General features: G+C 74.7%; 16 protein-coding genes. 8 read left to right on the top strand and 8 right to left on the bottom strand.

Annotation, left to right across the window (positions count from 1 at the left end):
* Positions 1-82 precede the first annotated feature (82 nt).
* Positions 83-874: a GntR family transcriptional regulator gene (locus tag ACWEQL_RS12810; RefSeq protein ID WP_452150247.1), complete on the bottom strand. Its 792-nt coding sequence runs from the start codon at positions 872-874 to the stop codon at positions 83-85.
* 400 nt (positions 875-1,274) lie between these two features.
* Here ACWEQL_RS12810 and ACWEQL_RS12815 point away from each other — a divergent pair, with 400 nt between their 5' ends.
* The 3 genes from ACWEQL_RS12815 (at position 1,275) to ACWEQL_RS12825 (ending at position 8,088) form a co-directional block, all read left to right on the top strand.
* Positions 1,275-2,390 carry a glycoside hydrolase family 19 protein gene (locus ACWEQL_RS12815; protein WP_452150248.1) on the top strand — a complete coding sequence of 372 codons (1,116 nt, stop codon included), beginning with the start codon at positions 1,275-1,277 and terminating at the stop codon, positions 2,388-2,390.
* A gap of 279 nt (positions 2,391-2,669) precedes the next feature.
* Entirely contained in the window at positions 2,670-3,833 is a 1,164-nt protein-coding gene (locus ACWEQL_RS12820; protein ID WP_452150249.1) for a serine hydrolase domain-containing protein, read from the top strand.
* 484 nt (positions 3,834-4,317) lie between these two features.
* The gene (locus ACWEQL_RS12825) at positions 4,318-8,088 is read left to right on the top strand and encodes a SpoIIE family protein phosphatase (RefSeq protein ID WP_452150250.1); all 3,771 of its coding nucleotides are present in this window, start codon (positions 4,318-4,320) and stop codon (positions 8,086-8,088) included.
* A 68-nt stretch (positions 8,089-8,156) separates the two neighbouring features.
* Here the strand turns inward: ACWEQL_RS12825 and ACWEQL_RS12830 are convergent, their stop codons facing one another.
* The 3 genes from ACWEQL_RS12830 to ACWEQL_RS12840 all read right to left on the bottom strand — a co-directional run bounded on the left by ACWEQL_RS12830 (position 8,157) and on the right by ACWEQL_RS12840 (position 11,250).
* Positions 8,157-9,434 (bottom strand): S-adenosylmethionine:tRNA ribosyltransferase-isomerase, encoded by a 1,278-nt coding sequence (locus ACWEQL_RS12830; RefSeq protein ID WP_452150251.1) that lies wholly within the window; start codon positions 9,432-9,434, stop codon positions 8,157-8,159.
* A complete protein-coding gene (locus ACWEQL_RS12835; RefSeq protein ID WP_452150252.1) occupies positions 9,431-10,174 on the bottom strand; it encodes an SDR family NAD(P)-dependent oxidoreductase in 744 nt (247 codons plus the stop codon). The genes ACWEQL_RS12830 and ACWEQL_RS12835 overlap by 4 nt, the downstream gene beginning before the upstream one ends.
* Positions 10,175-10,245: 71 nt before the next feature.
* On the bottom strand, positions 10,246-11,250 hold the full coding sequence (locus ACWEQL_RS12840; RefSeq protein ID WP_452150253.1) for a pseudouridine synthase: 1,005 nt from the start codon (positions 11,248-11,250) through the stop codon (positions 10,246-10,248).
* Between the two features lie 151 nt (positions 11,251-11,401).
* On the opposite strand from ACWEQL_RS12840, the gene ACWEQL_RS12845 reads away from it, so the two are divergent.
* The 3 genes from ACWEQL_RS12845 (at position 11,402) to ACWEQL_RS12855 (ending at position 14,208) form a co-directional block, all read left to right on the top strand.
* Complete coding sequence (locus tag ACWEQL_RS12845) at positions 11,402-12,589, top strand: PP2C family protein-serine/threonine phosphatase (RefSeq protein ID WP_452150254.1); 1,188 nt, start codon at positions 11,402-11,404, stop codon at positions 12,587-12,589.
* A gap of 198 nt (positions 12,590-12,787) precedes the next feature.
* Positions 12,788-13,183 carry a DUF3224 domain-containing protein gene (locus ACWEQL_RS12850; RefSeq protein WP_452150255.1) on the top strand — a complete coding sequence of 132 codons (396 nt, stop codon included), beginning with the start codon at positions 12,788-12,790 and terminating at the stop codon, positions 13,181-13,183.
* A gap of 206 nt (positions 13,184-13,389) precedes the next feature.
* Positions 13,390-14,208 carry a DUF5995 family protein gene (locus ACWEQL_RS12855; protein ID WP_452150256.1) on the top strand — a complete coding sequence of 273 codons (819 nt, stop codon included), beginning with the start codon at positions 13,390-13,392 and terminating at the stop codon, positions 14,206-14,208.
* Positions 14,209-14,265: 57 nt separating this feature from the next.
* On the opposite strand, the gene ACWEQL_RS12860 is transcribed toward ACWEQL_RS12855, so the two are convergent.
* On the bottom strand, positions 14,266-15,705 hold the full coding sequence (locus ACWEQL_RS12860; RefSeq protein ID WP_452150257.1) for a GuaB1 family IMP dehydrogenase-related protein: 1,440 nt from the start codon (positions 15,703-15,705) through the stop codon (positions 14,266-14,268).
* A gap of 269 nt (positions 15,706-15,974) precedes the next feature.
* Here ACWEQL_RS12860 and ACWEQL_RS12865 point away from each other — a divergent pair, with 269 nt between their 5' ends.
* Both ACWEQL_RS12865 and ACWEQL_RS12870 read left to right on the top strand, forming a co-directional pair.
* On the top strand, positions 15,975-17,537 hold the full coding sequence (locus ACWEQL_RS12865) for an SDR family NAD(P)-dependent oxidoreductase (protein ID WP_452150258.1): 1,563 nt from the start codon (positions 15,975-15,977) through the stop codon (positions 17,535-17,537).
* A gap of 49 nt (positions 17,538-17,586) precedes the next feature.
* Positions 17,587-18,060, top strand: coding sequence for a nucleotide triphosphate diphosphatase NUDT15 (locus tag ACWEQL_RS12870; protein WP_452150259.1), 474 nt, complete (start codon positions 17,587-17,589; stop codon positions 18,058-18,060).
* An 82-nt stretch (positions 18,061-18,142) separates the two neighbouring features.
* Here the strand turns inward: ACWEQL_RS12870 and ACWEQL_RS12875 are convergent, their stop codons facing one another.
* The 3 genes from ACWEQL_RS12875 to ACWEQL_RS12885 are packed head-to-tail and all read right to left on the bottom strand — an operon-like array spanning position 18,143 to position 21,575.
* The gene (locus tag ACWEQL_RS12875; RefSeq protein WP_452150260.1) at positions 18,143-20,365 is read right to left on the bottom strand and encodes an FtsX-like permease family protein; all 2,223 of its coding nucleotides are present in this window, start codon (positions 20,363-20,365) and stop codon (positions 18,143-18,145) included.
* The gene (locus tag ACWEQL_RS12880; protein ID WP_452150261.1) at positions 20,362-21,054 is read right to left on the bottom strand and encodes an ABC transporter ATP-binding protein; all 693 of its coding nucleotides are present in this window, start codon (positions 21,052-21,054) and stop codon (positions 20,362-20,364) included. Before ACWEQL_RS12880 ends, ACWEQL_RS12875 begins: the two co-directional genes overlap by 4 nt.
* Entirely contained in the window at positions 21,051-21,575 is a 525-nt protein-coding gene (locus ACWEQL_RS12885) for a PadR family transcriptional regulator (protein WP_452150262.1), read from the bottom strand. Before ACWEQL_RS12885 ends, ACWEQL_RS12880 begins: the two co-directional genes overlap by 4 nt.

A 21,575-nucleotide genomic window follows, 5' to 3' on the forward strand; every position in this document is an offset into this window, starting at 1 on the left:
TGACTGTTGAGGCGGGAGGGGGTGGGGAGGACGGGGGCGGGCGGGAGGGGCGCGGAGGGGCCGCCGGGGCGGCGCTCCGGGCTCAGTCGGCCGCGTCGAGGCGGGTGGTGAAGCTGAAGCGGTCCCCGCGGTAGAGCGAGCGGACCCGCTCCAGCGGCACGCCGGCGGAGTCCCTGGTCAGACGATGCAGCAGCAGCATCGGCAGGGCCGGGGGCGTACCGATGAGCAGCGCCTCGCGCGGGGTCGCCAGCACCGTCTCGATCCGCTCCTCGGCGGCGCCCAGCTCGATGCCGCCCACCTCGCGCAGGAACGCGTAGAAGGAGCCGCCCGGGTCGAACTCCCGGTCCAGCGCCGGCACCCGGGCCACCGCCAGGTACGTGCTCTCCAGGCCGATCCGCTCGCCGTCCGCCAGCAGGACCCGTTCCAGGTGCCAGGCCGGCACCCCCTCCGCGATGCCCAGCTGGCGGGCCAGCACCGGATCGGCGGGCAGCCGCTCCAGCCCGATCAGGTCGCGGCCCGGCAGGTGCCCCTGGCGCCGCACGCCCTCGGTGTAGCTGGCCAGCGAGAGCGGCTGCTCCAGCTTCGGCCCGGCGACCACCGTGCTGCGCCCGCGCCGGCGGACCCGGCCCTGGAGCAGCAGTTCGCGCAGCGCCTGCCGCAGCGTCTCGCGCGCCACCTCGAAGCGGGCGGCCAGCTCGCGCTCGGTGGGCAGCACCCCACCCTCGCCGAGTTCGTCGAGCAGGGCCTCCAACTGGCCCTTCACCGCGTAGTACTTGGGCACCCGGCCGTGCTCCGGGATGCCGGAGCGGATCGCCTCGCCGGGGCCGCCGCGACCACTGCCGTGCTCCGGCGCCGCGCCGGGGGTGTCGACCATCCGGCCATCCTTCCAGACGGGGCGGCGGTGGGGCCGTGCGGGTACGGCGGGTGCGGGTGAGGCGAGGCGGGCGCGACAGGTGTGGTGGGGCGGGCTCCGTGAGGCGGGTGCGGCAGGTGCGGCGGGGCAGGGCGGACGGGGATCGTCGCCCGCCGCCGGCGGCCGGGATGGGCAGGAACGGGGCGGGTCACGTGTGCATTCCGGGCCCGTATGCACCAAAGCGGGCGAAGCCCCTTGACAGGTATAGACCACTCCGCTTGAGTCTTCGTCAACCCCCCGTACCGGCGCGTAGCCCGGCCGGCCCGCTCCCCACGCAGGGCCCCAGGGGGTCGCGGCCCTCCCTGTCGCCTGGTCCGAGTCCCACTACCGTGCGGCCCCACACCGCACAAGGGGTGATGAAGTGTCAGTCAAGCGCATAGTCGCGTTGCTCTCCGCCGTCGTCACGGCGCTGGCGGTCGCCATGCTGCTGCCGTCCACCTCGGTCGGCGCCAGCGCGTGCGCCACGCCGTGGAGCGCCAACGCCGTGTACAACGGCGGCGCGTCCGTCTCGTACAACGGGCACAACTGGACGGCCCGTTGGTGGACCCAGAACGAGACCCCGACGACCTCGGGATCCGGCGTCTGGAACGACCAGGGCGTCTGCGGCGGCGGCTCCAGCCCCTCGCCCACCGCCAGCCCGACCGCCCCCGACGGCTGCCTGTTCCCCGACTGGGTCGCCGGGCGGACGTACACCGAGGGCACCGTCGTCCGCTACACCAACGGCCTCTACTACCGGGCGCTGCACGACAACCCGGGCTACGACCCGGTCATCAGCACCTGGTACTGGGCACCCCACCAGTGCACGCCGTACCCGACGCCCACCGGCTCGACCTCGCCGACGCAGACCGCCAACCCGGGCGGATTCCCGGTCAGTGAGGCGCAGTTCAACCAGATGTTCCCGAACCGCAACCCCTTCTACACCTACCGCGGCCTGCTCGACGCCCTCGCCGCCTACCCGGCGTTCGCGGCCACCGGCACCGACACCGTCCGCAAGCAGGAGGCCGCCGCCTTCCTCGCCAACGTCAACCACGAGACCGGCGGCCTGTACTACGTGGTGGAGCAGAACACCGCCAACTACCCGCACTACTGCGACACCACGCGCCCGTACGGCTGCCCCGCCGGCCAGGCCGCGTACTACGGCCGCGGGCCGATCCAGCTCAGCTGGAACTTCAACTACAAGGCGGCCGGCGACGCCCTCGGCATCGACCTGCTGAACAACCCCAACCTGGTGCAGAACGACCCGGCCGTCGCCTGGAAGACCGCGCTCTGGTACTGGAACACCCAGACCGGCCCCGGCACCATGACCCCGCACAACGCCATGGTCAACGGCCGCGGCTTCGGTGAGACGATCCGCAGCATCAACGGCTCCCTGGAGTGCAACGGCGGCAACCCCGCCCAGGTCCAGAGCCGGATCAACTCCTACCAGAGCTTCACCCAGATCCTCGGTACCGTCCCGGGCTCCAACCTGAGCTGCTGAGCGGTCCGGGCCGCTGAGCGGTCGACCGCCCTCCGCCGTGCCCCCGCCACCGTCCTTAGGTGCCGGGGGCACGGTGCTGCCCGGGGCGTGCGCAGCAGTGCGTTGCGTAGCGGGGCGGGGCCGGTTGGCAGGGCGGGGCCGGTTGGCAGGGCGGGCCCGGTTGGCGGGGCGTACCAGCGAGGATGGGCAGGTACGTACGCGTCGAGGAGGATCGGCGGGGGTCGGAATCATCGCGACGGGGGACGACGGGCCACTCCGGCGGCCCCTAGGCTCGCGGACATGAGCGATCTTGGCAGCCTGGTCCAGCGCACCGCCGACGGACTCGTCGGACCGCACGTGGGGGTGGTCGTCGCCGCCCTCGCCGGCGACGACGTGGAGATACGCGGCGCGGGCCGCGCCGGCGCCGCGCCCGACGCGACCCTCGGACGCGGCGAAGTCCCCGGCGCCGACACGCTGTTCGAGATCGGCTCGGTGACCAAGGTGTTCACCGGTCTCACGCTCGCCCGGCTCGCCCTGGCCGGCTCGGTCACCCTCGACGAGCCGCTCGCCGACCTGGTCGCCGACGCCATGCCGGCCGGTACCGCCGTCCCCGTCAAGGGCGGCGAGTCGATCGCCCTGCGGCACCTGGCCACCCACACCTCCGGACTGCCGCGACTGCCCGCCGGCATGCTGCTGCCCGCCCTCATCAACCCGCGCAAGCCCGACCCGTACGCACGGTGCACCAGCGACCGGCTGCTCGCCGGGCTCGGCCGCACCCGCCTGCGCGCCAGACCCGGGCGCAGCTTCCGGTACTCCAACCTCGGCTCCGGACTGCTCGGCCTGGCGCTCGCCCGGCGGGCGGGCCTCGGGTACGAGGAGCTGATCACCCGGGAGGTGTGCAAGCCGCTCGGCCTGGCCGACACCGTGGTGACGGTGGACGAGGATCAGGCCGCCCGGCTCGCCCGGGGCCACTCGCCGGGGCGCCGGCCGGTCCCGGCCTGGCACCTCGCCGACCTGGCCGGGGCCGGGGCGCTGAGGTCCACGGCCGCCGATCTGGTCGTCCTGCTGCGCGCCCAGCTCGCGGCCGACGGGACCACCGGAGAGGCCGGGGCCGCCGAGGAGGGCGGGAGCGCCGGGAAGGCCGGGCGCGCCGGGGAGGGCGGGCGCGCCGGGGAGGGCGGGTCGCTGGCGGAGGCGATCACGCTGACCCGCGAGGTCAAGCACCGGGTGAACCCGTTCGCCTGGGCGCACCTCGGCTGGCTCGGCCACCGGCTCCACCCCCGCCAGGGCGGCCACCTGCAGATCTGGCACAACGGCGGGACGGGCGGCTTCGCCTCCTTCGTGGCCTTCGACCCGGAGAGGCGGGTCGGGGTCATCGCGCTGGCGAACTCGCGCCGCTCGGTCGACCCGGCCGGGACCAAGCTGCTGCGGGTGCTGCAGAAGGAGTACGCCACGGCGTCCTGAATCGCCCGGGCGGGGCTTCCGGGGCCGGCCCGATCAGCGCGGCTCAGGGAGGGCCCGGCCGCCGCGCCCCCCCTCTGCGCGGGTGAGCTTGCTGCGACGCCGGTCGGCCTGGGCTTGCCCAGGCGACCCAGGCATCCTGGGTCGCCCGGATGCCCCGCTCCTCGCCGAGGCCGCCGGGGTGGCGGGCCGGTCGGCCACCGGACCGCCGGGTCAGCCAGCCACCGGACCGCCAACGTCGCCGAGCCGCCCGGACGCCCGGCCCGCGCAGAATATGTAGACCGGTCTACCTTCCGTGGCCGCCCCGCCAAAATATGTAGACCGGTCCACCTCCCACACCCACTCCCGCCGAAATATGTAGACCGGTCTACATGCCCTGAAAAATATGCAGACCGGTCTACAGAACCCTTCACCGCGCGAGCGTCCCGTAGGGACCGCGTGGGAAGATGGCAGGGCTGGTAGACGATCTCCGGGCGGTTCCCTGGCCATGGCGGACGAGCATCAGAAGACCGGCGCACACCACGGCGACTCGCCGGGCGGCGGCATCACGTACGGCACCGGTGCGGGCGGGTTCCGCGCGGAGCGCCGCAGTGATCCGCGCCCGGCCGCACGGAGGGACCCGTTGCTGATGGTCCCGATTGCGACCGCGCTGATCGAGGCGGACGGCCGGATCCTGCACTGGAGCAACGACGCCGAGGCGCTGCTCGGCTACACCGCCGAGGAGGCGATCGGGGCGAAGGCCGCGCAGCTGCTGGCCTCGGACGATCAGCGCTCCGGCGTGGTGGAGCTGTTCCAGGAGATCGTGGACGGCCGCGGCTGGTCCGGAGTGTTCCCCGTGAAGCACCGCGACGGGCACCACGTGAACCTGGAGTTCCGCACCCACCCGATCGCCGGCCCGGGCGGGCAGCCGCTGGTGCTGGCGGTCGCCTCGGACGTGACGACGCTGCGCCGGATCCAGGCCGACCTGGCGGTGCTGGACGGGTTCTTCACCCAGTCGCCGGTGGGGATGGCGGTGTACGACTCCGATCTGCGCTTCGTCCGCCTGAACGACGCGCTCGCGCGGGTGAACGGCCTGTCGGTCGAGGAGCACCTCGGACGCCGGCTCGCCGAGTTGCTGCCGGGGATCAACGGCGAGGAGTCCGAGGCGGTGATGCGCGAGGTGCTGGAGAGCGGCATCCCGGTGCTGGACACCCGTTCGCACGGCCGCACGCCCAGCGACCCTGACCACGACCATGCCTGGTCCGCCTCCTACTTCCGGCTGGAGGAGCCGGGCGGGCGGGTGCTCGGGGTGAGTTCGACGCTGGTCGACATCACCGAGCGGTTCCGCGCGGACGCCCGGGCGGCGCGTGCCCAGGAGCGGCTGGCGCTGCTGGTGGACGCGACCGCCTCGATCGGCACCACGCTCGATCTGCGGCAGACCGCACGGGAGTTGGCGGACGCCATGGTGCCGCGGGTGGCGGACATCAGCGGGGTGTTCGCGCTGGAGGCGCTGGTGGCCGGGCGCAGCGTGGAGCCGCTGGACCCGTCGTCCCCGCAGCAGGTGCGCCGGCTGGCCCTGGCGACGACCGACCGGGAGTACCCGGCGGAGGCGCTGCCGGTGGACGCGGTGTACGAGGTGGCGCCGGACTCCCCGTACGCGCGGGCCATGTCGAGCGGGCGGACGGTGGTGGTGCCGTCCTGGGAGCTGCCGCCGCTGAGCGAGACGATCAACGAGAGCCGCAAGCAGGCGTTCGTGGGCGACCGCCCGCGCTCGGTGCGGATCACGCCGCTGGTGGCGCGCGGCACCACGCTGGGCATGGTGGTGTACTCACGGCGCGGTGACCGGGAGTCCTTCGCGGCGGCGGACATCACGCTCGGGGACGAGCTGATCTCGCGGGCCGCGGTCGCGATCGACAACGCCCGGCTGTACCTGCGCCAGCACCAGACCGTGCTGGCCCGCCAGCAGGCGCTGCGGGAGGCCAAGGCCGCGCAGGAGCGCCTGGCACTGGTGAACGTGGCCTCCACCCGGATCGGCACCACCCTCGATCTGGCTCAGACGGCAAGGGAGTTGGCGGAGGTGGCGACGCCGAGGCTGGCCGACGCGGTGGTGGTGGAGGTGCTGGACGACCTGGTGCGCGGCGAGCGCGAGGCCCGGACCTCGGCGGACGGTTCGGCGGTGCTGCGCCGGATGGCGTTCCACTCGGCGGAGCGTTCGACGCTGCAGCCGATCGCGCGGGTCGGCGGGGTGCAGCGGTTCGTGCCGGGCTCGCCGTACGCATGGAGCCTGGCGAACCGCAAGCCGCTGCTGGTGCCGCGGATGGACGAGGAGGGGATGGCCTGGTTCTCGGACGATCCGGTGCGCACCCTGGCGGTGCGGGAGCAGGGGGTGCGTTCCTTCATGGTGGTGCCGCTGATCGCCCGGGGCGCGCCGGTCGGGGTGGCGGGCTTCTACCGGACGATCGTGGACCGCCCGTACGAGGAGGACGACCTCGCGCTGGCCGGGGAGTTGGCGGTGCGGGCGGCGGTGTCGATCGACAACGCGCTGCTGTTCACCCGCGAACGGGACGCGGCCGCCGCCCGGCAGCGCGCGCTGGACGAGGCCTGGGCCGCGCAGCAGCGGCTGTCGCTGCTGAACGAGGCGAGCACCAGGATCGGCACCACGCTCGACCTGCACCGCACCGCCGAGGAGTTGGTGGAGGTGGTGATCCCGCGCTTCGCCGACTTCGTCACCGTGGACCTGCGGGACACGGTGCTGAGCGGCGAGGAGCCCGGGCCGGTGCCGGCCGACGGTTCGGTGCTGATGCGCGCGGTCGCGGTGGGCGAGGTGGGCCCGGAGGGCACCATGGCGGCGGCCGCCGACCAGATCGGCGAGACCTCGATGTCCGCCAAGATCTACGCGGAGAGCCTGCGGACCGGCCGCGCGATCCTGGTCTCGGAGGTGGACGAACCCGCGCTGACGCGGATCGTGGCCTCCCCCGACCGGGTGCAGCCGGGGCTGGACGCGGGCGTGCACTCGTACCTGATGGTGCCGCTGCTGGCGCGCGGACTGGTGCTGGGCGGCGCGGAGTTCATCCGGATGGGCAATCCGGTGCCGTTCGGTCCGGCGGACCGCGCGCTGGCCGAGGAGCTGGCGGCGCGCACCGCGCTGGCGATGGACAACGGGCGGCTGTACCGGCGGGAGCGGGACACCGCGCTGACCCTGCAGCGCAGTCTGCTGCCGCAGGAGATCCACCGCTCGCTGGGCCTGGAGATCGCCTACCGCTACCAGCCGAGCAGCGTGGTCAGCGAGGTGGGCGGCGACTGGTTCGACGTGGTGCCGCTCTCCTCCGGACGGGTCGCGCTGATCGTCGGCGATGTGATGGGCCACGGCATCCGGGCCGCCGCCACCATGGGCCAACTCCGCACGGTCGCACGGACCTTGATCACCCTGGACATGGACCCGGCGCGGGTGCTGCAGCGGCTGGACGAGGCGACCTCGGCGATCGGCGAGGGCCAGTTCGCGACCTGCGTCTGCGCGGTGTACGACCCGATGGACCGCAGCTGCACGGCCTCCTGCGCCGGCCACCTGCCCCCGGTGGTGACCGACGCCGACGGCGACGCCCGGCTGCTGGAGCTACCGCCCGGCGTGCCGCTGGGGGTGGGCGGGGTCACCTTCGAGAGCGTGGAGTTCACGCTGCCCGAGGACGGCATCCTGGCGCTGTACACCGACGGGCTGGTGGAGCGCCGGGGCCGGGACCTGGACGAGGGCCTGCGGTTGCTGTGCCGCACCATCGCCGACCGGCGGCGTTCGCTGGAGCAGACCTGCGACGCCGTCCTGGCCGAACTCACCGGCCGGACCAGCGAGGACGACATCGCCGTGATCATGGCGCAGGTGCGGCCGGTCGGTTCGGAGCGGATCGCCACGCTGTCGCTGACCGGCGACCACGCGATGGTCGCGCACTCGCGCCGCTTCACCCGGGAGACGCTGGCGGGCTGGGGGCTGGGCGCGCTCTCCGACTGGGCCGAGCTGCTCACCAGCGAGCTGATCACCAATGCCCTGGTGCACGCCGGATCGCCCACCCAGCTGCGGCTGTTCTGCAACCGGCTGCTGACCGTGGAGGTGGCCGACGAGGACACCCACGCGCCCCGGATGCGCCGCGCCCGCGAGGAGGACGAGGGCGGGCGCGGCATGCACCTGGTCAACGAGTTGGCACACCGCTGGGGCAGCCGCTCGACCCGCAACGGCAAGGTGGTCTGGTTCGAGCTGGAGCTGCCCCCGGGGACGGCCGCCACCGGCTGAGCCGGCGGGCCGTCACCCGACGCCCGGTCGGCCGGCGTCCGGTCGGCTGGCTTCCGGCCGACCAGCCGTCATCGTCCCGGATTCCCGTGCGGCAGCAGCAGGTTGACGTCGCCGAACTCGTGCCACAGGTAGCGGTGACGCAGCGCCTCGGCATAGCAGCGCTCCAGCAGCGGCCGGCCGGCCACGGCGGCGAGCATCAGCAGGTGGGAGGCGCGCGGTTCGTGCCAGCCGGTGAGCAGACCGTCCACCGCACGGACCCCGCGCCCCGGGGTGATCACCAACTCGGTCCAGCCCTCGGCCTCGTGGACCGTGCCGTCCGGACCGGCGGCCGATTCCAGCGCCCGGACGACGGTGGTGCCCACCGCGATCACCCGGCCGCCGCCGGCGCGGACGTGCCCGACCAGCGCGGCCGTGGCGGCGGGAACGTGGAACCACTCGGCGTACGGCGGCTCGTGCGCCTCCGGCGAGGCGACGCCGGTGTGCAGGGTGACCGGCGCGACCAGCACGCCCCGCCCGGCCAGCCGGGCCACCACCTCGGCACTGAACGGCCTTGCGGCGCTGGGCATCTCGCTGCTGCCGGGGACGGTGGCGAAGACCGAGCGGTACGCCCCGATCGGCCAGTCACGGTCCACGTAGCCGTACCGGATGGCCTTGCCGTGGCGCTCCAGGTACGCCAACGGCTCCTCGGGAAGCAGGAGTTCGGCGTGCCACAGGCGCGGGGTGAACAGGGCGGAGAGCCGCGCGCGGCCACCCGCGGGCAGCGCCACCCGCAGTCCCGGGCGGGCCGGTGACTCCTCCGGCGGGTACATCTCGGCGGCCGCTCCCCCGCCCGGGAGCCGGCGCAGCTCCACCAGGAAGGCGCCCCGCCGGTCCGGCCGGGCGGAGGAGAGGTGCACCGCGACCGGAGTGCCGTCGGGCAGCCGGCCGGACAGCGCGGCGGGAACGGTGGCGGAGTTGTTGACCACCAGCAGGTCGCCGGGGCGCAGCACCTCGGGCAGCTCGGTGAAGCGGCGGTGCTCGACCCGGATCCGACCGGACCCGCCTTCTCCGTCCCCTCCGCCGGACGCGTCGGCGCCGCCGTGGCCGCCGACCCCGCCGTGGCCGACCAGCATCCGGACGCCGTCGCGGGAGGCGCCGCGGGCCTCCGCCGGTGCCCGGGCGGAGAGTTCGGGCGGGACGGTGAAGTCCGGGCCGGCCGCTCCCCCGTACGCCGGGTCCGGTTCGTGACCCGGCGCCCCGCTGCGGCCCGGGCCCGCGTCGTGGCGCCCCGGACCGGTGTCGTGATCCGGTGCCCCGCCCGGACCCGGTCCGGTGTCGCGGTCCGGTTCGAGGAGGGTGGCCATCACCCACCCACCGGAGCGGCGAGCAGGTCGGCGGCCCGGTAGCGGCCCGAGGCCGGACGGTCGTGGAGCAGCGCGAGCAGGGCGGGGACGACGGCCTCCGGCGGCTGGGTGGCGGAGAGGTCCTCGCCCGGGGAGGCCTCCTCCAGCATCCGGGTGCGCATGTCCCCCGGCTCGAACGACCACACCCGCAGCCCGGTCTCCTCGCGGCCGAGGACGGCGGAGGCCTGGTCGAGCGCGGCCTTCGAGGCGCCGTACACGCCCCAGCCGGTGTACGGGACGACGGCGGCGTCGGAGCTGATGTTGAGGACGGTGCCGGCCCGTTCGCGCAGTTGCGGCAGCAGCAGCTGGGTGAGGGCGAGCGGGGCGAGCACATTGACCTCGAAGGTCTCCAGCACGCCGGGCAGCGGGTGGTCGGCCAGCCGCGGCATCGGGCCGCCCGCGAGGTCGTGACCGGCCAGCGTGCCGGCGTTGTTGACCAGCAGGTCGGCCCCGCCGAGCGCGGCGGCGGCCGAGGCGAGACGGGCGCGGTGGCCGTCGTCCACCACCGAGCCGGCCAGCGCGGTGACCTTGGTGACGGCGGCCAGTTCCGCCTCCACGGCGGAGAGTTCGGCCCGGTCACGCGCTGTGATCACCAGCTGCCGGCCCTCGGCGGCGAGCGCCCGGGCCAGGGCCCGGCCGAGACCGCGCGAGGCGCCGGTGACCACGGCGACGGAGGTGCTGTAGTACTGCGGCGATGCGTTCATGGCCTCACGATCCCTCCGGCACGGCCCCGGCCGGATCGGCCGCCGGGCCGGAGGAGGACCGGACCTTGGGACTACTCCGGGTGACCTAGGGCCCCGGCACGTTCCGCACCCCCGGCCCCGGCCTGCCCCGGGCGGTCGGCCGCCCAGGCCGCCGGGTCGGACCACGCGGCGAGCGTGCGACGGCTCTCGAAGCGACGCTCGGCGCCCGTCAGCGGATCGGTGAACTCGACCACCGAGGCGAGCAGTTGCAGCGGACGGCGGAAGTCGTCCGGGGCCGTCTCGGGCAGCACCACCGGGTAGACCGGGTCCCCGAGGATCGGCAGCCCCAGGCCGCTCATGTGCAGCCGCAGCTGGTGGGTGCGCCCGCTCAGCGGCCGCAGCCGGTAGCGGCCGAGCCCGCCGCGCCGTTCGACCAGCTCGATCCGGCTCTCGCTGTTCGGCGGGGCGTCGACCTCCCGGGCGGCGATCACCCCGCGCTCCTTGACGATGTGGCTGCGCACCGTGCGCGGCAGGCCGACCGCCGGGTCGTACCCGGCCACGGCCTGGTACTCCTTGCGGACCAGCCGGTCGCGGAAGAGCGTCTGGTAGGCGCCGCGGTCCTCCGGCCGCACCACGAACATGGCCAGGCCCGCGGTCAGCCGGTCCAGCCGGTGCGCGGGGCTGAGCGCGGGCAGGCCGAGCGTGTGGCGCAGCCGGGAGAGCGCCGTCTCGACGACGTGCCGGCCGCGGGGGGTGGTGGCGAGGAAGTGCGGTTTGTCGACCACCACGAGGTGCTCGTCGTGGTGCAGCACGTCCAGCTCGAACGGGACGCGCACCTCGTCCGGCAGGTCCCGGTAGAGCCACAGGTGGCCGCCGGGCCGGAACGGCTCGTCGTACCCGAGGGGGCCGTCCGTGCCGACGATCTCGCCGCCGCGCAGCAGGGCGTCGATCCTGGCCGGGTCGACCGTGGGCAGCCGGTGGCCGAGGTAGGCGCGGACGGTGGGCCAGGGGCCCTCGACGGGCAGGCGCAGGTGCACCGGGTCGACCCCGTTGCGCTGCGGGAGGGGCGCGGGCGGCCTCGTACTCTTGCGTCTCATCTCCCGGCCAGCCTACGCGGGCCGGCCTACGCGGTGGCCCGCGCCCGCCCGCCGGCCGCACCCCCTGGGCGCGGGCGCTCCCGAGGTGCCGACGGCGGTGCCCCCGGTGGAGAGTGGACGGTGAAGCCGCCCGCCCCCGCAGGAGCCGCCCGTGTCCGGAGACCGCCGCCAGGACGGTGCCGCCGCACGGCAGCGGACGGCCCGGCAGGGCGGCCGTGCCGAGCGGCGGGACGCCCGGCGGCAGGACACCGCGCGGGAGGGGCCGCCTCCGCTGCACCTGCCCCGGCGGGCCCGGCTGCTGCTGGCCTGCTCGGTCCTGCTGCTGGTGGCGGCCGCCGTGGCGGACCTGCTCTCGGGCCCCGAGACCACGGTCTCCCCCGCCCTCGCCGCCGTGCCCATCCTGTCCGGCGCGACCAGCCGGCGGGCCCGGGTGCCGCTGCTGGCCGGTGGGGCCGCGCTGATCGGGGTGGCGCTGCTGGAGCTCAACAACCGCGGGCTGCCGGAGTCCGTCCACGTCACCGCCGTGGTCGCGGTGGTGGCCGCCACGCTGGCGAGCACCGCGAACGTCGTCCTGGTGGCGGCCCGGGAGCGCGAGCTGTACCAGGTGCGGACGGTCGCCGAGGCGGCGCAGCGGGCCCTGCTGCGCCCGCCGCCGGAGCGGGTGGGGCCGCTGCGGGTGGCCGTGCGGTACGCGGCGGCGGCGGCCGAGGCGCGGATCGGCGGCGACCTGTACGAGGTGGTGGAGACCCCGTACGGGATCCGGGTGCTGCTCGGGGACGTGCAGGGCAACGGCCTGCCGGCGGTGGAGACGGCGGCGGACGTGCTGGGCGCGTTCCGCACGGCCGCGTCCGCCGAGCCGGACCTCGCCCGGCTCGCGGAGCGGCTGGACGCGGTGCTGGGCGCACCGGGCAAGGAGCGGTTCGCCACGGCGGTGCTGCTGAACGTGCCGCCCGCGCACGGCGACGACGGGCTCCCGGCGGCCGAGGTGGTCAACTGCGGGCATCCCCATCCGCTGCTGCGCCGGGACGGGCGGGTGAGCGAGCTGGAGCCGCCCGAGCACGCACCGCCGCTGGCGCTGCTGGGCCTGACCGGGTTCGACCACTACCGGACGGGCGGGTTCCGGCCGCGCGGCGGGGACCTGCTGCTGCTCTACACGGACGGGGTGTCCGAGGCCCGGGACGCCGCCGGCCGCTTCTACCCGCTGGCCGAACGGCTGGCCGAGCTGACCTCGCACGACCCGGACGCGCTGCTGGACCGGCTGCTGGCGGACGTGCGCGGCTACGTGGCCGGCGGGCTGGACGACGACGCGGCACTGCTCGCACTGCGCTGGGACCACTGAGCACGGGACCACTGCGCTGGGACCACCGAGCGCGCCGGACACCGAACAGCCGGCACCCACCCCCGCCCCCGCCCGTGGCCGACGCCGGTTGTACCAGCGTCGATGTCAGTGCCCCGTGCGAGGCTGTCCGGCAGCCGGTCGGCCGCCCGTACGGGGGGTCGCCGGAGCGGTCGGGATCATCGTCGAGGGGAGCACGTCATGGGCACCACGGTGAGCGGGGCGTTCGAGGTCACGTCGTGGGATCCGCAGGAGACGGACGAGCGGCCGGGGGCCACCCTCGGCCGGGTCCTGCTGGGCAAGACCTTCACCGGGCCGCTGGCCGGGACGAGCACGGTGCAGATGCTGTCCGTGATGGACGGCACGGGCGCGCCGGCCGCCTACGTCGCGGTGGAGCACTTCACCGGGGAGCTGGATCGCCGCAAGGGCTCCTTCGTGCTCCAGCACAGCGCGCCGGGCAGCCACGGAGAGCGGCTGGCCGTCCGGGTGGTGGCGGGGACGGGCACGGAGGAGCTGGCCGGGCTGACGGGCTCGCTGGAGATCGTCGTGGACGAGACGGGCGGGCACACCTACGCACTGGAGTACGACCTGGGCTGATCATCACACCGAAGGCCGATGCGAGCGCCGGGCCCAGAACCGGGCCGCGGGCCAGAACGGGGCCGAGAACCGGGCCCCGGGCCGAACGATCGCCCCGGACACGACCGGGACACGATCCGGGCGCGGTACCCGCGCGACCCGCCCCCGCGCTGACACGATGGTGCGATCAGTAGACCATCGGATGCGGAGGGTGAGCGATGGGTCCCATGACGGCCACGGACGGCGTCCCCACGGTGGATCAGGTGATCGAGCGGCTGCGGGAGATCGGGGCCGGGGCACCGCCGGCGGACGGCGTCACGGTGTTCAACCGGATGTACCTCACCGTGACCGAGCTGGTCGGCGCCTGCCTCGGCCAGGGGTACTTCGTGGACCCGGACGCCATGGCGGTGCTGGACGCGGTGTTCGCCGAGCGGTACCTGCTGGCCGTCGACGCCCTGGCCGCCGGGCAACGGGTGCCCGCCTGCTGGCGACCGCTGTTCGAGCTGCGCGCCCACCCGGGCGTCCACCCGCTGCAGTTCGCGCTGGCCGGGATGAACGCCCACATCGAGCACGACCTGCCGCTCGCCGTGGTGGACACCTGCCGGCTGCTGGGCCGCGCGCCGGCCGACCTGGCGGAGGACTACGACCGGATCAACGCCCTGCTGGCGCGCGCGGAGGCCGAGGTCCGGGAGCAGCTGATGCCCGGCCCGGACGCGCTGGAGTCGGCCGGCGCGCTCACCCACCTGGTGAGCGCCTGGTCGATCGACGCGGCCCGGGACGCGGCCTGGGCGAGCGCGCTGGCGCTCTGGGAGCTGAGGCGGGTGCCGTTCGCCGCGTCCGCGCTGGCCGCCGCCCTGGACGGCTCGGTCGGCCTGGTCGGCCGTGCCCTGCTGACCCCGCTCGACCCCGCGGACGCCGCCGACATCGCCGACACCGAGAACACCGCGGACACCGAGGACACCGAGGACGCCGCCCCGAGCACCCCGGTCACCGGCCCGGCCGGCCGGCTCCCCCTCGCGAGGAGCCGGCCTGCCGTGGCCTCCTAGCGACCCTCGGGGCCGCCGGGAGGGGCCGCCGGAAAGGGCCCGCCGGGAGGGGCCGGATCAGGCCCAGCTGGAGTGCAGCGGCTTGCCCTCGGCGTACCCGGCGGCGCTCTGGATGCCGACCACGGCCTTCTCGTGGAACTCCTCCAGGCTGGAGGCGCCCGCGTAGGTGCAGGAGCTGCGGACGCCCGCGACGATCGAGTCGATCAGGTCCTCCACGCCCGGGCGGGCCGGGTCGATGAACATCCGCGAGTGCGAGATGCCCTCCTCGAACAGCGCCTTGCGGGCCCGGTCGTACGCGGAGTCCTGGGCCGTGCGGTTGCTGACCGCGCGGGCCGAGGCCATGCCGAAGCTCTCCTTGTACTGGCGGCCGTCGGCGGTGGTCTGCAGGTCGCCGGGCGACTCGTAGGTGCCGGCGAACCACGAGCCGATCATCACATTGGACGCGCCCGCGGCCAGCGCCATGGCGACGTCACGCGGGTGGCGCACACCGCCGTCCGCCCAGACGTGCTTGCCGAGCCGGCGCGCCTCGGCGGCGCACTCCAGCACGGCCGAGAACTGCGGGCGGCCGACGCCGGTCATCATCCGGGTGGTGCACATGGCGCCCGGGCCGACTCCGACCTTGAGGATGTCGGCGCCCGCCTCGACCAGGTCGCGGACACCGGCGGCGGAGACCACGTTGCCGGCCACGATCGGCACCTGCGGGTCCAGGCCGCGCACCGCGCGCAGCGCGTTGATCATGGACTCCTGGTGGCCGTGCGCGGTGTCGACCACCAGCACGTCGGCACCGGCCTCGATCAGCGACTTGGCCTTGCCGGCCACGTCGCCGTTGATGCCGACGGTAACGGCGATCCGCAGCCGGCCGCCGTCGTCCACGGCGGGCGTGTAGAGGGTGGCGCGCAGCGCGTTCCTGCGGGTGAGGATGCCGACCAGGCGGCCCTCGCCGTCGACGACCGGGGCGAGCTTGCGGTGGCCCTCGTTGAGCCGGTCGAAGGCGGTGCGCGGGTCGATGCCCGCGTCGAGCAGCAGCAGGTCGCGGGACATCACGTCGGCGAGGCTGGTGAAGCGGTCCACGCCCTGGCAGTCGGAGTCGGTGACGACGCCGACCGGCCGGCCGTCCTCGACCACGACGAGCGCGCCGTGGGCCCGCTTGTGCAGCAGGGACAGCGCCTCGGCGACGGTGGCGCCGGGCTCCAGGGTGATGGCGGTGTCGTGCACCAGGTGGCGCTGCTTGACCCAGCCGATCACCTCGGCGATGACCTCGGTCGGGATGTCCTGCGGGATGGCCACCAGGCCGCCGCGGCGGGCCACGGTCTCGGCCATCCGGCGGCCGGCGATCGCGGTCATGTTGGCGACGACCAGCGGGATGGTGGTGCCGGTGCCGTCGTTCGAGGAGAGGTCGACGGCCTGCCGGGAGCCCACGGCGGAACGGCTCGGGACCATGAAGACGTCGTCGTACGTCAAGTCGTACGAGGGCTGCAGGTCGTTCAGGAAGCGCATCGGAAGTCTCCGTCTCCGGCTGTGGTGATTTCGCCCACGGGGTGGGCTGGGCCGGGAACGGGCGGACGCACTTGGCTCCCTTGACCCGTGCACCAATGCTCGCTCAAGCACGGGGGCAAACGCCAGTTCGGCGGACAGTCCTGAAGGTCCGCACGAGGTCCGGTCCGCGAGGAGCCTCCCCACTTGTACGAACCTACAGGAACGTCGTGGGCGGGCCCCCGAGGACGGCTCTTCGCCCCCGCGGGGCGCGCTCCCGTAGCATTCACGCGGTGAACGGTGTGGCGGAGACGGAGAGCGCGGCAGGCATGACGGCGGGTACGGCGGGTACGGACATCCAGGAGCCGGTCCGGGAGCGGATCGAGGAGCAGGACGGCACGGAGGAGATCGACTTCGGTCCGGGCCTCGACCCCGAGCGGCTGCGGCTGTGCCTGGAGGTGCTCGCCGAGCTCGACGAACTGCACGTCGACCACCCGGACGCGATCACCGTCCGCCAGGCGGTCGGCGGCATATTCCGTACGCTCAAGCAGCGTCGGCGCCAGGAGACCCGGGCGCGCAAGACCGCCAACGACCGGGCCGTCACCGCCCGTACGGCCACCGGCGCGCCGACCCGGATCGACGACGAGACCGCGGGCGCGTTCGGCCTGACCACCGTCACGACCACCGAGATCGCCGGAATCCTGGAGCGGCCGCGGTCCTGCTACACCTGCAAGGGCCGGTACGTCGAGGTCGACGCGTTCTACCACAACCTCTGCCAGCCCTGCGCGGCCAAGAACCGGGCCCGCCGGGACGCCCGGGCCGACCTCACCGGCAAGCGGGCACTGCTGACCGGCGGGCGCGCCAAGATCGGCATGTACATCGCGCTGATGCTGCTGCGCGACGGCGCCCACACCACGATCACCACGCGCTTCCCCAACGACGCCATCCGCCGCTTCACCGCGATGCCGGACAGCGCCGAGTGGCTGCACCGACTGAAGATCATCGGGATCGACCTGCGCGACCCGGCACAGGTCCTGGCGCTGGCCGACGAGGTCGCCGCGGACGGCCCGCTGGACATCCTGATCAACAACGCGGCGCAGACCGTGCGCCGCCCGCCGGAGTCCTACCGCGAGCTGCTGGCCGCCGAGTCCGCGCCGCTGCCGGCCGGCGAACTGCCCGCCTCCACCACCATCGGCCGCTTCGGCAGCGGCAGCGTCGACCTGCCCGCGCTGCCCGCGCAGGCGGACGGCGGACAGCGGATCTCCGCCGAGGACGTCACCTCGCTCGCGCTGGTCACCGGCTCGGCGACGCCCGCCCGGATCGAGGCCGGCACCGCGATCGACGCCGGCGGCCTGGTGCCCGACCTGGCGCCGACCAACAGCTGGGTGCAGACCGTCAACGAGGTCGGCCCGGTGGAGTTGCTGGAGGTCCAGCTCTGCAACTCCACCGCGCCGTTCATCCTGATCAGCCGGCTGCGCCCGGCGATGGCCGCCTCCGCCTCGCGCCGCAAGTACGTGGTCAACGTCTCGGCGATGGAGGGCGTGTTCGCCCGCGGCTACAAGGGCGCCGGCCATCCGCACACCAACATGGCCAAGGCCGCGCTCAACATGCTCACCCGCACCAGCGCGGAGGAGATGTTCCGGACCGACGGCATCCTGATGACCGCCGTCGACACCGGCTGGATCACCGACGAGCGCCCGCACCCGGACAAGATGCGGCTGGCCGACGAGGGCTTCCACGCCCCGCTGGACCTGGTCGACGGGGCCGCCCGGGTCTACGACCCGATCGTCCGCGGAGAGCAGGGCGAGGACCTGTACGGCTGCTTCCTGAAGGACTTCGAGCGCGGCCAGTGGTGACGGCCGCGCCGGTGACGGCGCGGTGACGACGGTGACGACGGTGACGACGGTGACGACGGAGGGGGACCGGATGGGCGTGGCACCGATGCTCGGCGCGGGAGTGATCGTGCCGACCGGCGACGGGCGGGTGCTGATCGGCCGCCGCACCACGGCCGGGGAGCCGCCCACCTGGAGCCTGCCCGGCGGCAAGGTGGACCACCCGGGCGAGTCCTTCGAGCAGGCCGCCGCCCGGGAGCTCGCCGAGGAGACCGGCATCGTGCTGCCGGCCTCCGCGATGCGCGTCCTGGCGGTGCTGCTCGACCACGAGCTGGGCCGCCCCCGGCTGACCGCGGCCGTCCTGGCCCCGGCCAGCCTCGCCCCCGCCGAGGTCACCGAGCCGCACGCCTGCGCCGGCTGGGAGCGGGTCCCGGTGGACGCGCTGCCGGAGCCGATGTTCTACCCGTCCGGCCTGGTGCTCGGCAGCTGGCTGGGCCGCGGCACCCCGCCGCGCGACGGCACGTACGTCTACCCGGTGACCGGGTAGGCGTACGGCTCGCGCGGGCCCGGGCCCTGGACGGCTCGGCCGCGGCCGTCTCAGCCGTAAGGACCCGGCGGGCCCCGCGGGCTCAGCCGCTGCGGGCGGCCTCGGGGCCGGTCAGGCGGCGCAGCAGCGGGAGCGTCGAGGCGATGATCCCGAGCGAGGCGGCCAGCCCCAGGCCCACCAGCGCGAAGTAGACCGCGCCCGGGGTGACCAGCTCGTAGTTCATCTGCGCCTTCAGGAACAGGTGCGCCGTCAGCAGGCCCGTCCCGGTGGCGAGGAGGGACACCACCAGCAGCGGCACCGCGGTCTCCAGCCCCACCACCCGGCGCAGCAGGCCGAGCGGCACGCCCGTCAGCCGCAGCAGGGCGAACGGCCGGCGGCGGTCGGCGAGCCCGGCGACCACGCTGACCGCGAGGCTGCAGCCGGCGATCGGCAGGGTGGTGAGCATGACGACGTTGGCGAGCTGGCGCCAGCCGGCGAGCTCGCGCTGGCTGGTGGAGGCCCAGTCGCCGACGGTCCGGGAGCGGTGTTCCGGGTAGGCGCGGGTCAGCAGGGTGCGGACGCGTTCCTTGGCCGCCGTGGAGCCGTCGGTGGTGGTGTAGAGCATCTGGACCGGACGGCGGGCGAGCTCGTCGGCGGTGAGCGGGACGGCCTTCCACTCCTTGCCGCCGTTGCTCTCCAGGTCGGAGAAGACCCAGACCGGTACGGCGACCACCTCGGCGCCGGCCGGGCAGCGGCCGGCCACCGGGACCTTGGCGAGGTCCGCGCAGGAGACCAGGTGGGAGAGCATCCGGGGGTCGGCGGGGTTGGCCCCCAGCCGGTCCTGGTCCGGGTGGACCACGGCCGTGCCCCGCACCCCGGGCAGCGCGGCCAGGTCGGCGAGCAGCCGCTCGGGCAGCCGCTGCGTCATCGGCGGGTCGTCGAACAGCGCGCCGTGCACGATGGCGGCCCGGGTCTCGACGTCGCCGCTGAGCTCACCCCGGTGCTCGTTGATGGTGCCGATGATGCCCACCGTGGCGCTGGTGACGAACAGCGCCAGGACCAGCCCGCTGACCGAGCGGAAGGCTCCCCTCGGGTCGTCGGCCATCCGCCGGACCGCGATCAGCGCGGCCGGACGGCCGATCCGGCCCGCCATCGCCCGGGCGGCGACCATGGTCAGCCAGGGGCCGGCGACCACCAGGCCGATCATCACCAGGAAGAAGCCGGTCAGGTACGCGACGGTCTGCGCGTCCGTGGACTCCGGCCGGCGCCCGACGAACCAGGCGAGCTCGCCCAGCCCGGCCGCCAGAGGGCCCAGCCGCCAGGCCCGCGGCGGCGGCGGCGTGACCCGGCGGCTGACGCCCAGCGGCGAGATGGTCACCCGGCGCAGGGCCAGCCAGGCGGCGGCCGTCGCAGCGACCGGCACCCCGAGCGCGACCGCGAGGACCTGCGGGACCGTCAGCGTGAGGTCCTCCACGAAGAACCGGTCACCGGTGAACGGCACGGTCGCCACCAGCGGACGCAGCACCAGGAACAGGACGAACCCGGCGGCCGTCCCCGCGACCGCGGCGAGCGTGGACTCCACCGCGGAGATCACCGCGACCTGGCCCGGGGTGGCGCCGACCAGGCGCATCGCCGCGTAGCGCTGCTCGCGACGGGCGGCCGCGAGACGGGTGGCCGTGCCGATGAAGACGGTCACCGGGAAGATCAGCGCGGCGGCGACCACGGAGAGGGTCAGGGTCATGGCGTCGCCGCGCACGCCCAGCCCCGGGCAGTCCTGGCACTCCTCGGGGAGCGAGGTGGCGATCGCGGTGACCGGCTTGGCGCCCGGCCTGGCCGAGACCTTCTCGACGGTGCCGCCGACGACCGCGACCAGCGAGTCCGGGGACTGCAGGGCGGCGTCGCCGAGTTCGCCGGCCAGGGTGCCGGGGAAGCGGTCGCCGAGCTGGTCGGCCGGCAGCTCCCGGACCAGCTTCGCCAGCGCGGGCGAGGCGTAGTACTCGCCGGGGGCGGGGAGCTTCGTCAGGCCGGGCGGCACGGGCGCGGTCGGCCCGGTCGGGGCGACCTCGAAGAGCCGCAGCTCACGCCCGTCGTGGTAGTCGGAGCGCTGGGCCCACCAGAGCGGGTCCACCGCGGCCGTCTCGGTGGCGCTCACCGAGCCGGAGTTGTACCAGAACAGGCGGTCGTTGGCCTTGTCGACGGCGTTGATGCTGGAGAGGGTCGACAGCAGCAGGCCGACGCCGATCGACACGGCCGCCCCGATGATCAGCAGCCGGGTGAGCGCCTCCTTCCCGCCGCTGAGGGCCAGGCGCAGGGCGAAGGGGATCACGAGGCGACCCGATCCGCCGGGCGCAGAGCGGTGGCCCGGCCGTCGCGGACGACGGCCTCCCGGTCGGCGTAGGCGGCGACCCGGGCCTCGTGGGTGACCACGATGACGGTGGTGCCCTGTTCACGGGCGGAGCCGACCATGAGGTCCATGACCTGCTCGCCGGTGAGCGAGTCCAGGGCGCCGGTCGGCTCGTCCGCGAAGAGCACCTGCGGGCGGGCCACCAGACCGCGGGCGAGCGCGACGCGCTGGGCCTGGCCGCCGGACAGCTCGCCGGAACGGCGGCGCTCCAGCCCGTCCAGGCCGAGCCGGGCGAACCACGGGCGGGCCTCCGCCAGCGCGGCCGACCGCCGCTTGCCGCCCAGCAGCAGCGGCAGCGCGACGTTCTCCTCGGCGGTCAACTCGGGCACCAGCTGGCCGAACTGGAAGACGAAGCCGAAGGAGTCCCGGCGCAGGGCGCTGCGCCCGGTCTCGCCGAGGTCGTCGATCCGGCGGCCGTTGAAGTGCACCTCCCCCGAGCCGGGGGTCAGGATGCCCGCCAGGCAGTGCAGTAACGTCGACTTGCCGGAGCCGCTGGGCCCCATGATGGCGAGGACCTCGCCGGCGTCGACCGCGAGCGAGGCCCCGCGCAGCGCGGGCGTCTCGCCGAAGGACAGCGTGATGTCACGGGCTTCGAGCAGCGGGGCGGTCATCGGCGCACCGCCTCGGCGAGGGCGTCCAGGCGGGCGGTGGTGAGGTCGATCCAGCGCAGGTCCGCCTCCAGGTGGAACAGCCCGTGGTCGGCCAGCAGGGCGTCCAGCATCTCGCCGCTGCGGCGCAGTTGGGTCAGCTCGCGCATCCGCTGGAGGTGCGCGGCACGCTGGGTGTCGAGGTACTCCTCGGCGCTGCGGCCGAGCATCAGCGCCAGCACCACCTTGGTGAACAGGGTGGTCTGCAGGTGCGGCTCGGGCGCGATCGGTTCGGTCAGCCAGGTCTCGAACTCGGTCACCCCGGCCTCGGTGATGACGTAGCGCTTGCGGTCCGGCCCGTCCCCGGGCTCGGCGTCGGCGGCCACCACCTTCCCGTCCCGCGCGAGCCGGCCGAGGGTCGAGTAGACCTGGCCGTACGGAAGGGGCTTGCCGCGACCGAACAGCTGGTCGTAGTCGCGCTTGAGGTCGTAGCCGTGGCTGGGCTCGCGTTCGAGCAGCCCGAGAAGGGTCAGTGGAACACTCAT

The organism is Kitasatospora sp. NPDC004240 (assembly GCF_053603215.1).

Excerpts from the sequence above, each read along its gene's own strand:
- ACWEQL_RS12880 (WP_452150261.1), bottom strand. The coding sequence starts at position 21,054 with ATGACCGCCCCGCTGCTCGAAGCCCGTGACATCACGCTGTCCTTCGGC.
- ACWEQL_RS12840 (WP_452150253.1), bottom strand. The coding sequence starts at position 11,250 with ATGAGACGCAAGAGTACGAGGCCGCCCGCGCCCCTCCCGCAGCGCAAC.
- ACWEQL_RS12825 (WP_452150250.1), top strand. The coding sequence starts at position 4,318 with ATGGCGGACGAGCATCAGAAGACCGGCGCACACCACGGCGACTCGCCG.
- ACWEQL_RS12810 (WP_452150247.1), bottom strand. The coding sequence starts at position 874 with ATGGTCGACACCCCCGGCGCGGCGCCGGAGCACGGCAGTGGTCGCGGC.
- ACWEQL_RS12855 (WP_452150256.1), top strand. The coding sequence starts at position 13,390 with ATGACGGCCACGGACGGCGTCCCCACGGTGGATCAGGTGATCGAGCGG.
- ACWEQL_RS12850 (WP_452150255.1), top strand. The coding sequence starts at position 12,788 with ATGGGCACCACGGTGAGCGGGGCGTTCGAGGTCACGTCGTGGGATCCG.
- ACWEQL_RS12885 (WP_452150262.1), bottom strand. The coding sequence starts at position 21,575 with ATGAGTGTTCCACTGACCCTTCTCGGGCTGCTCGAACGCGAGCCCAGC.
- ACWEQL_RS12860 (WP_452150257.1), bottom strand. The coding sequence starts at position 15,705 with ATGCGCTTCCTGAACGACCTGCAGCCCTCGTACGACTTGACGTACGAC.
- ACWEQL_RS12835 (WP_452150252.1), bottom strand. The coding sequence starts at position 10,174 with ATGAACGCATCGCCGCAGTACTACAGCACCTCCGTCGCCGTGGTCACC.
- ACWEQL_RS12820 (WP_452150249.1), top strand. The coding sequence starts at position 2,670 with ATGAGCGATCTTGGCAGCCTGGTCCAGCGCACCGCCGACGGACTCGTC.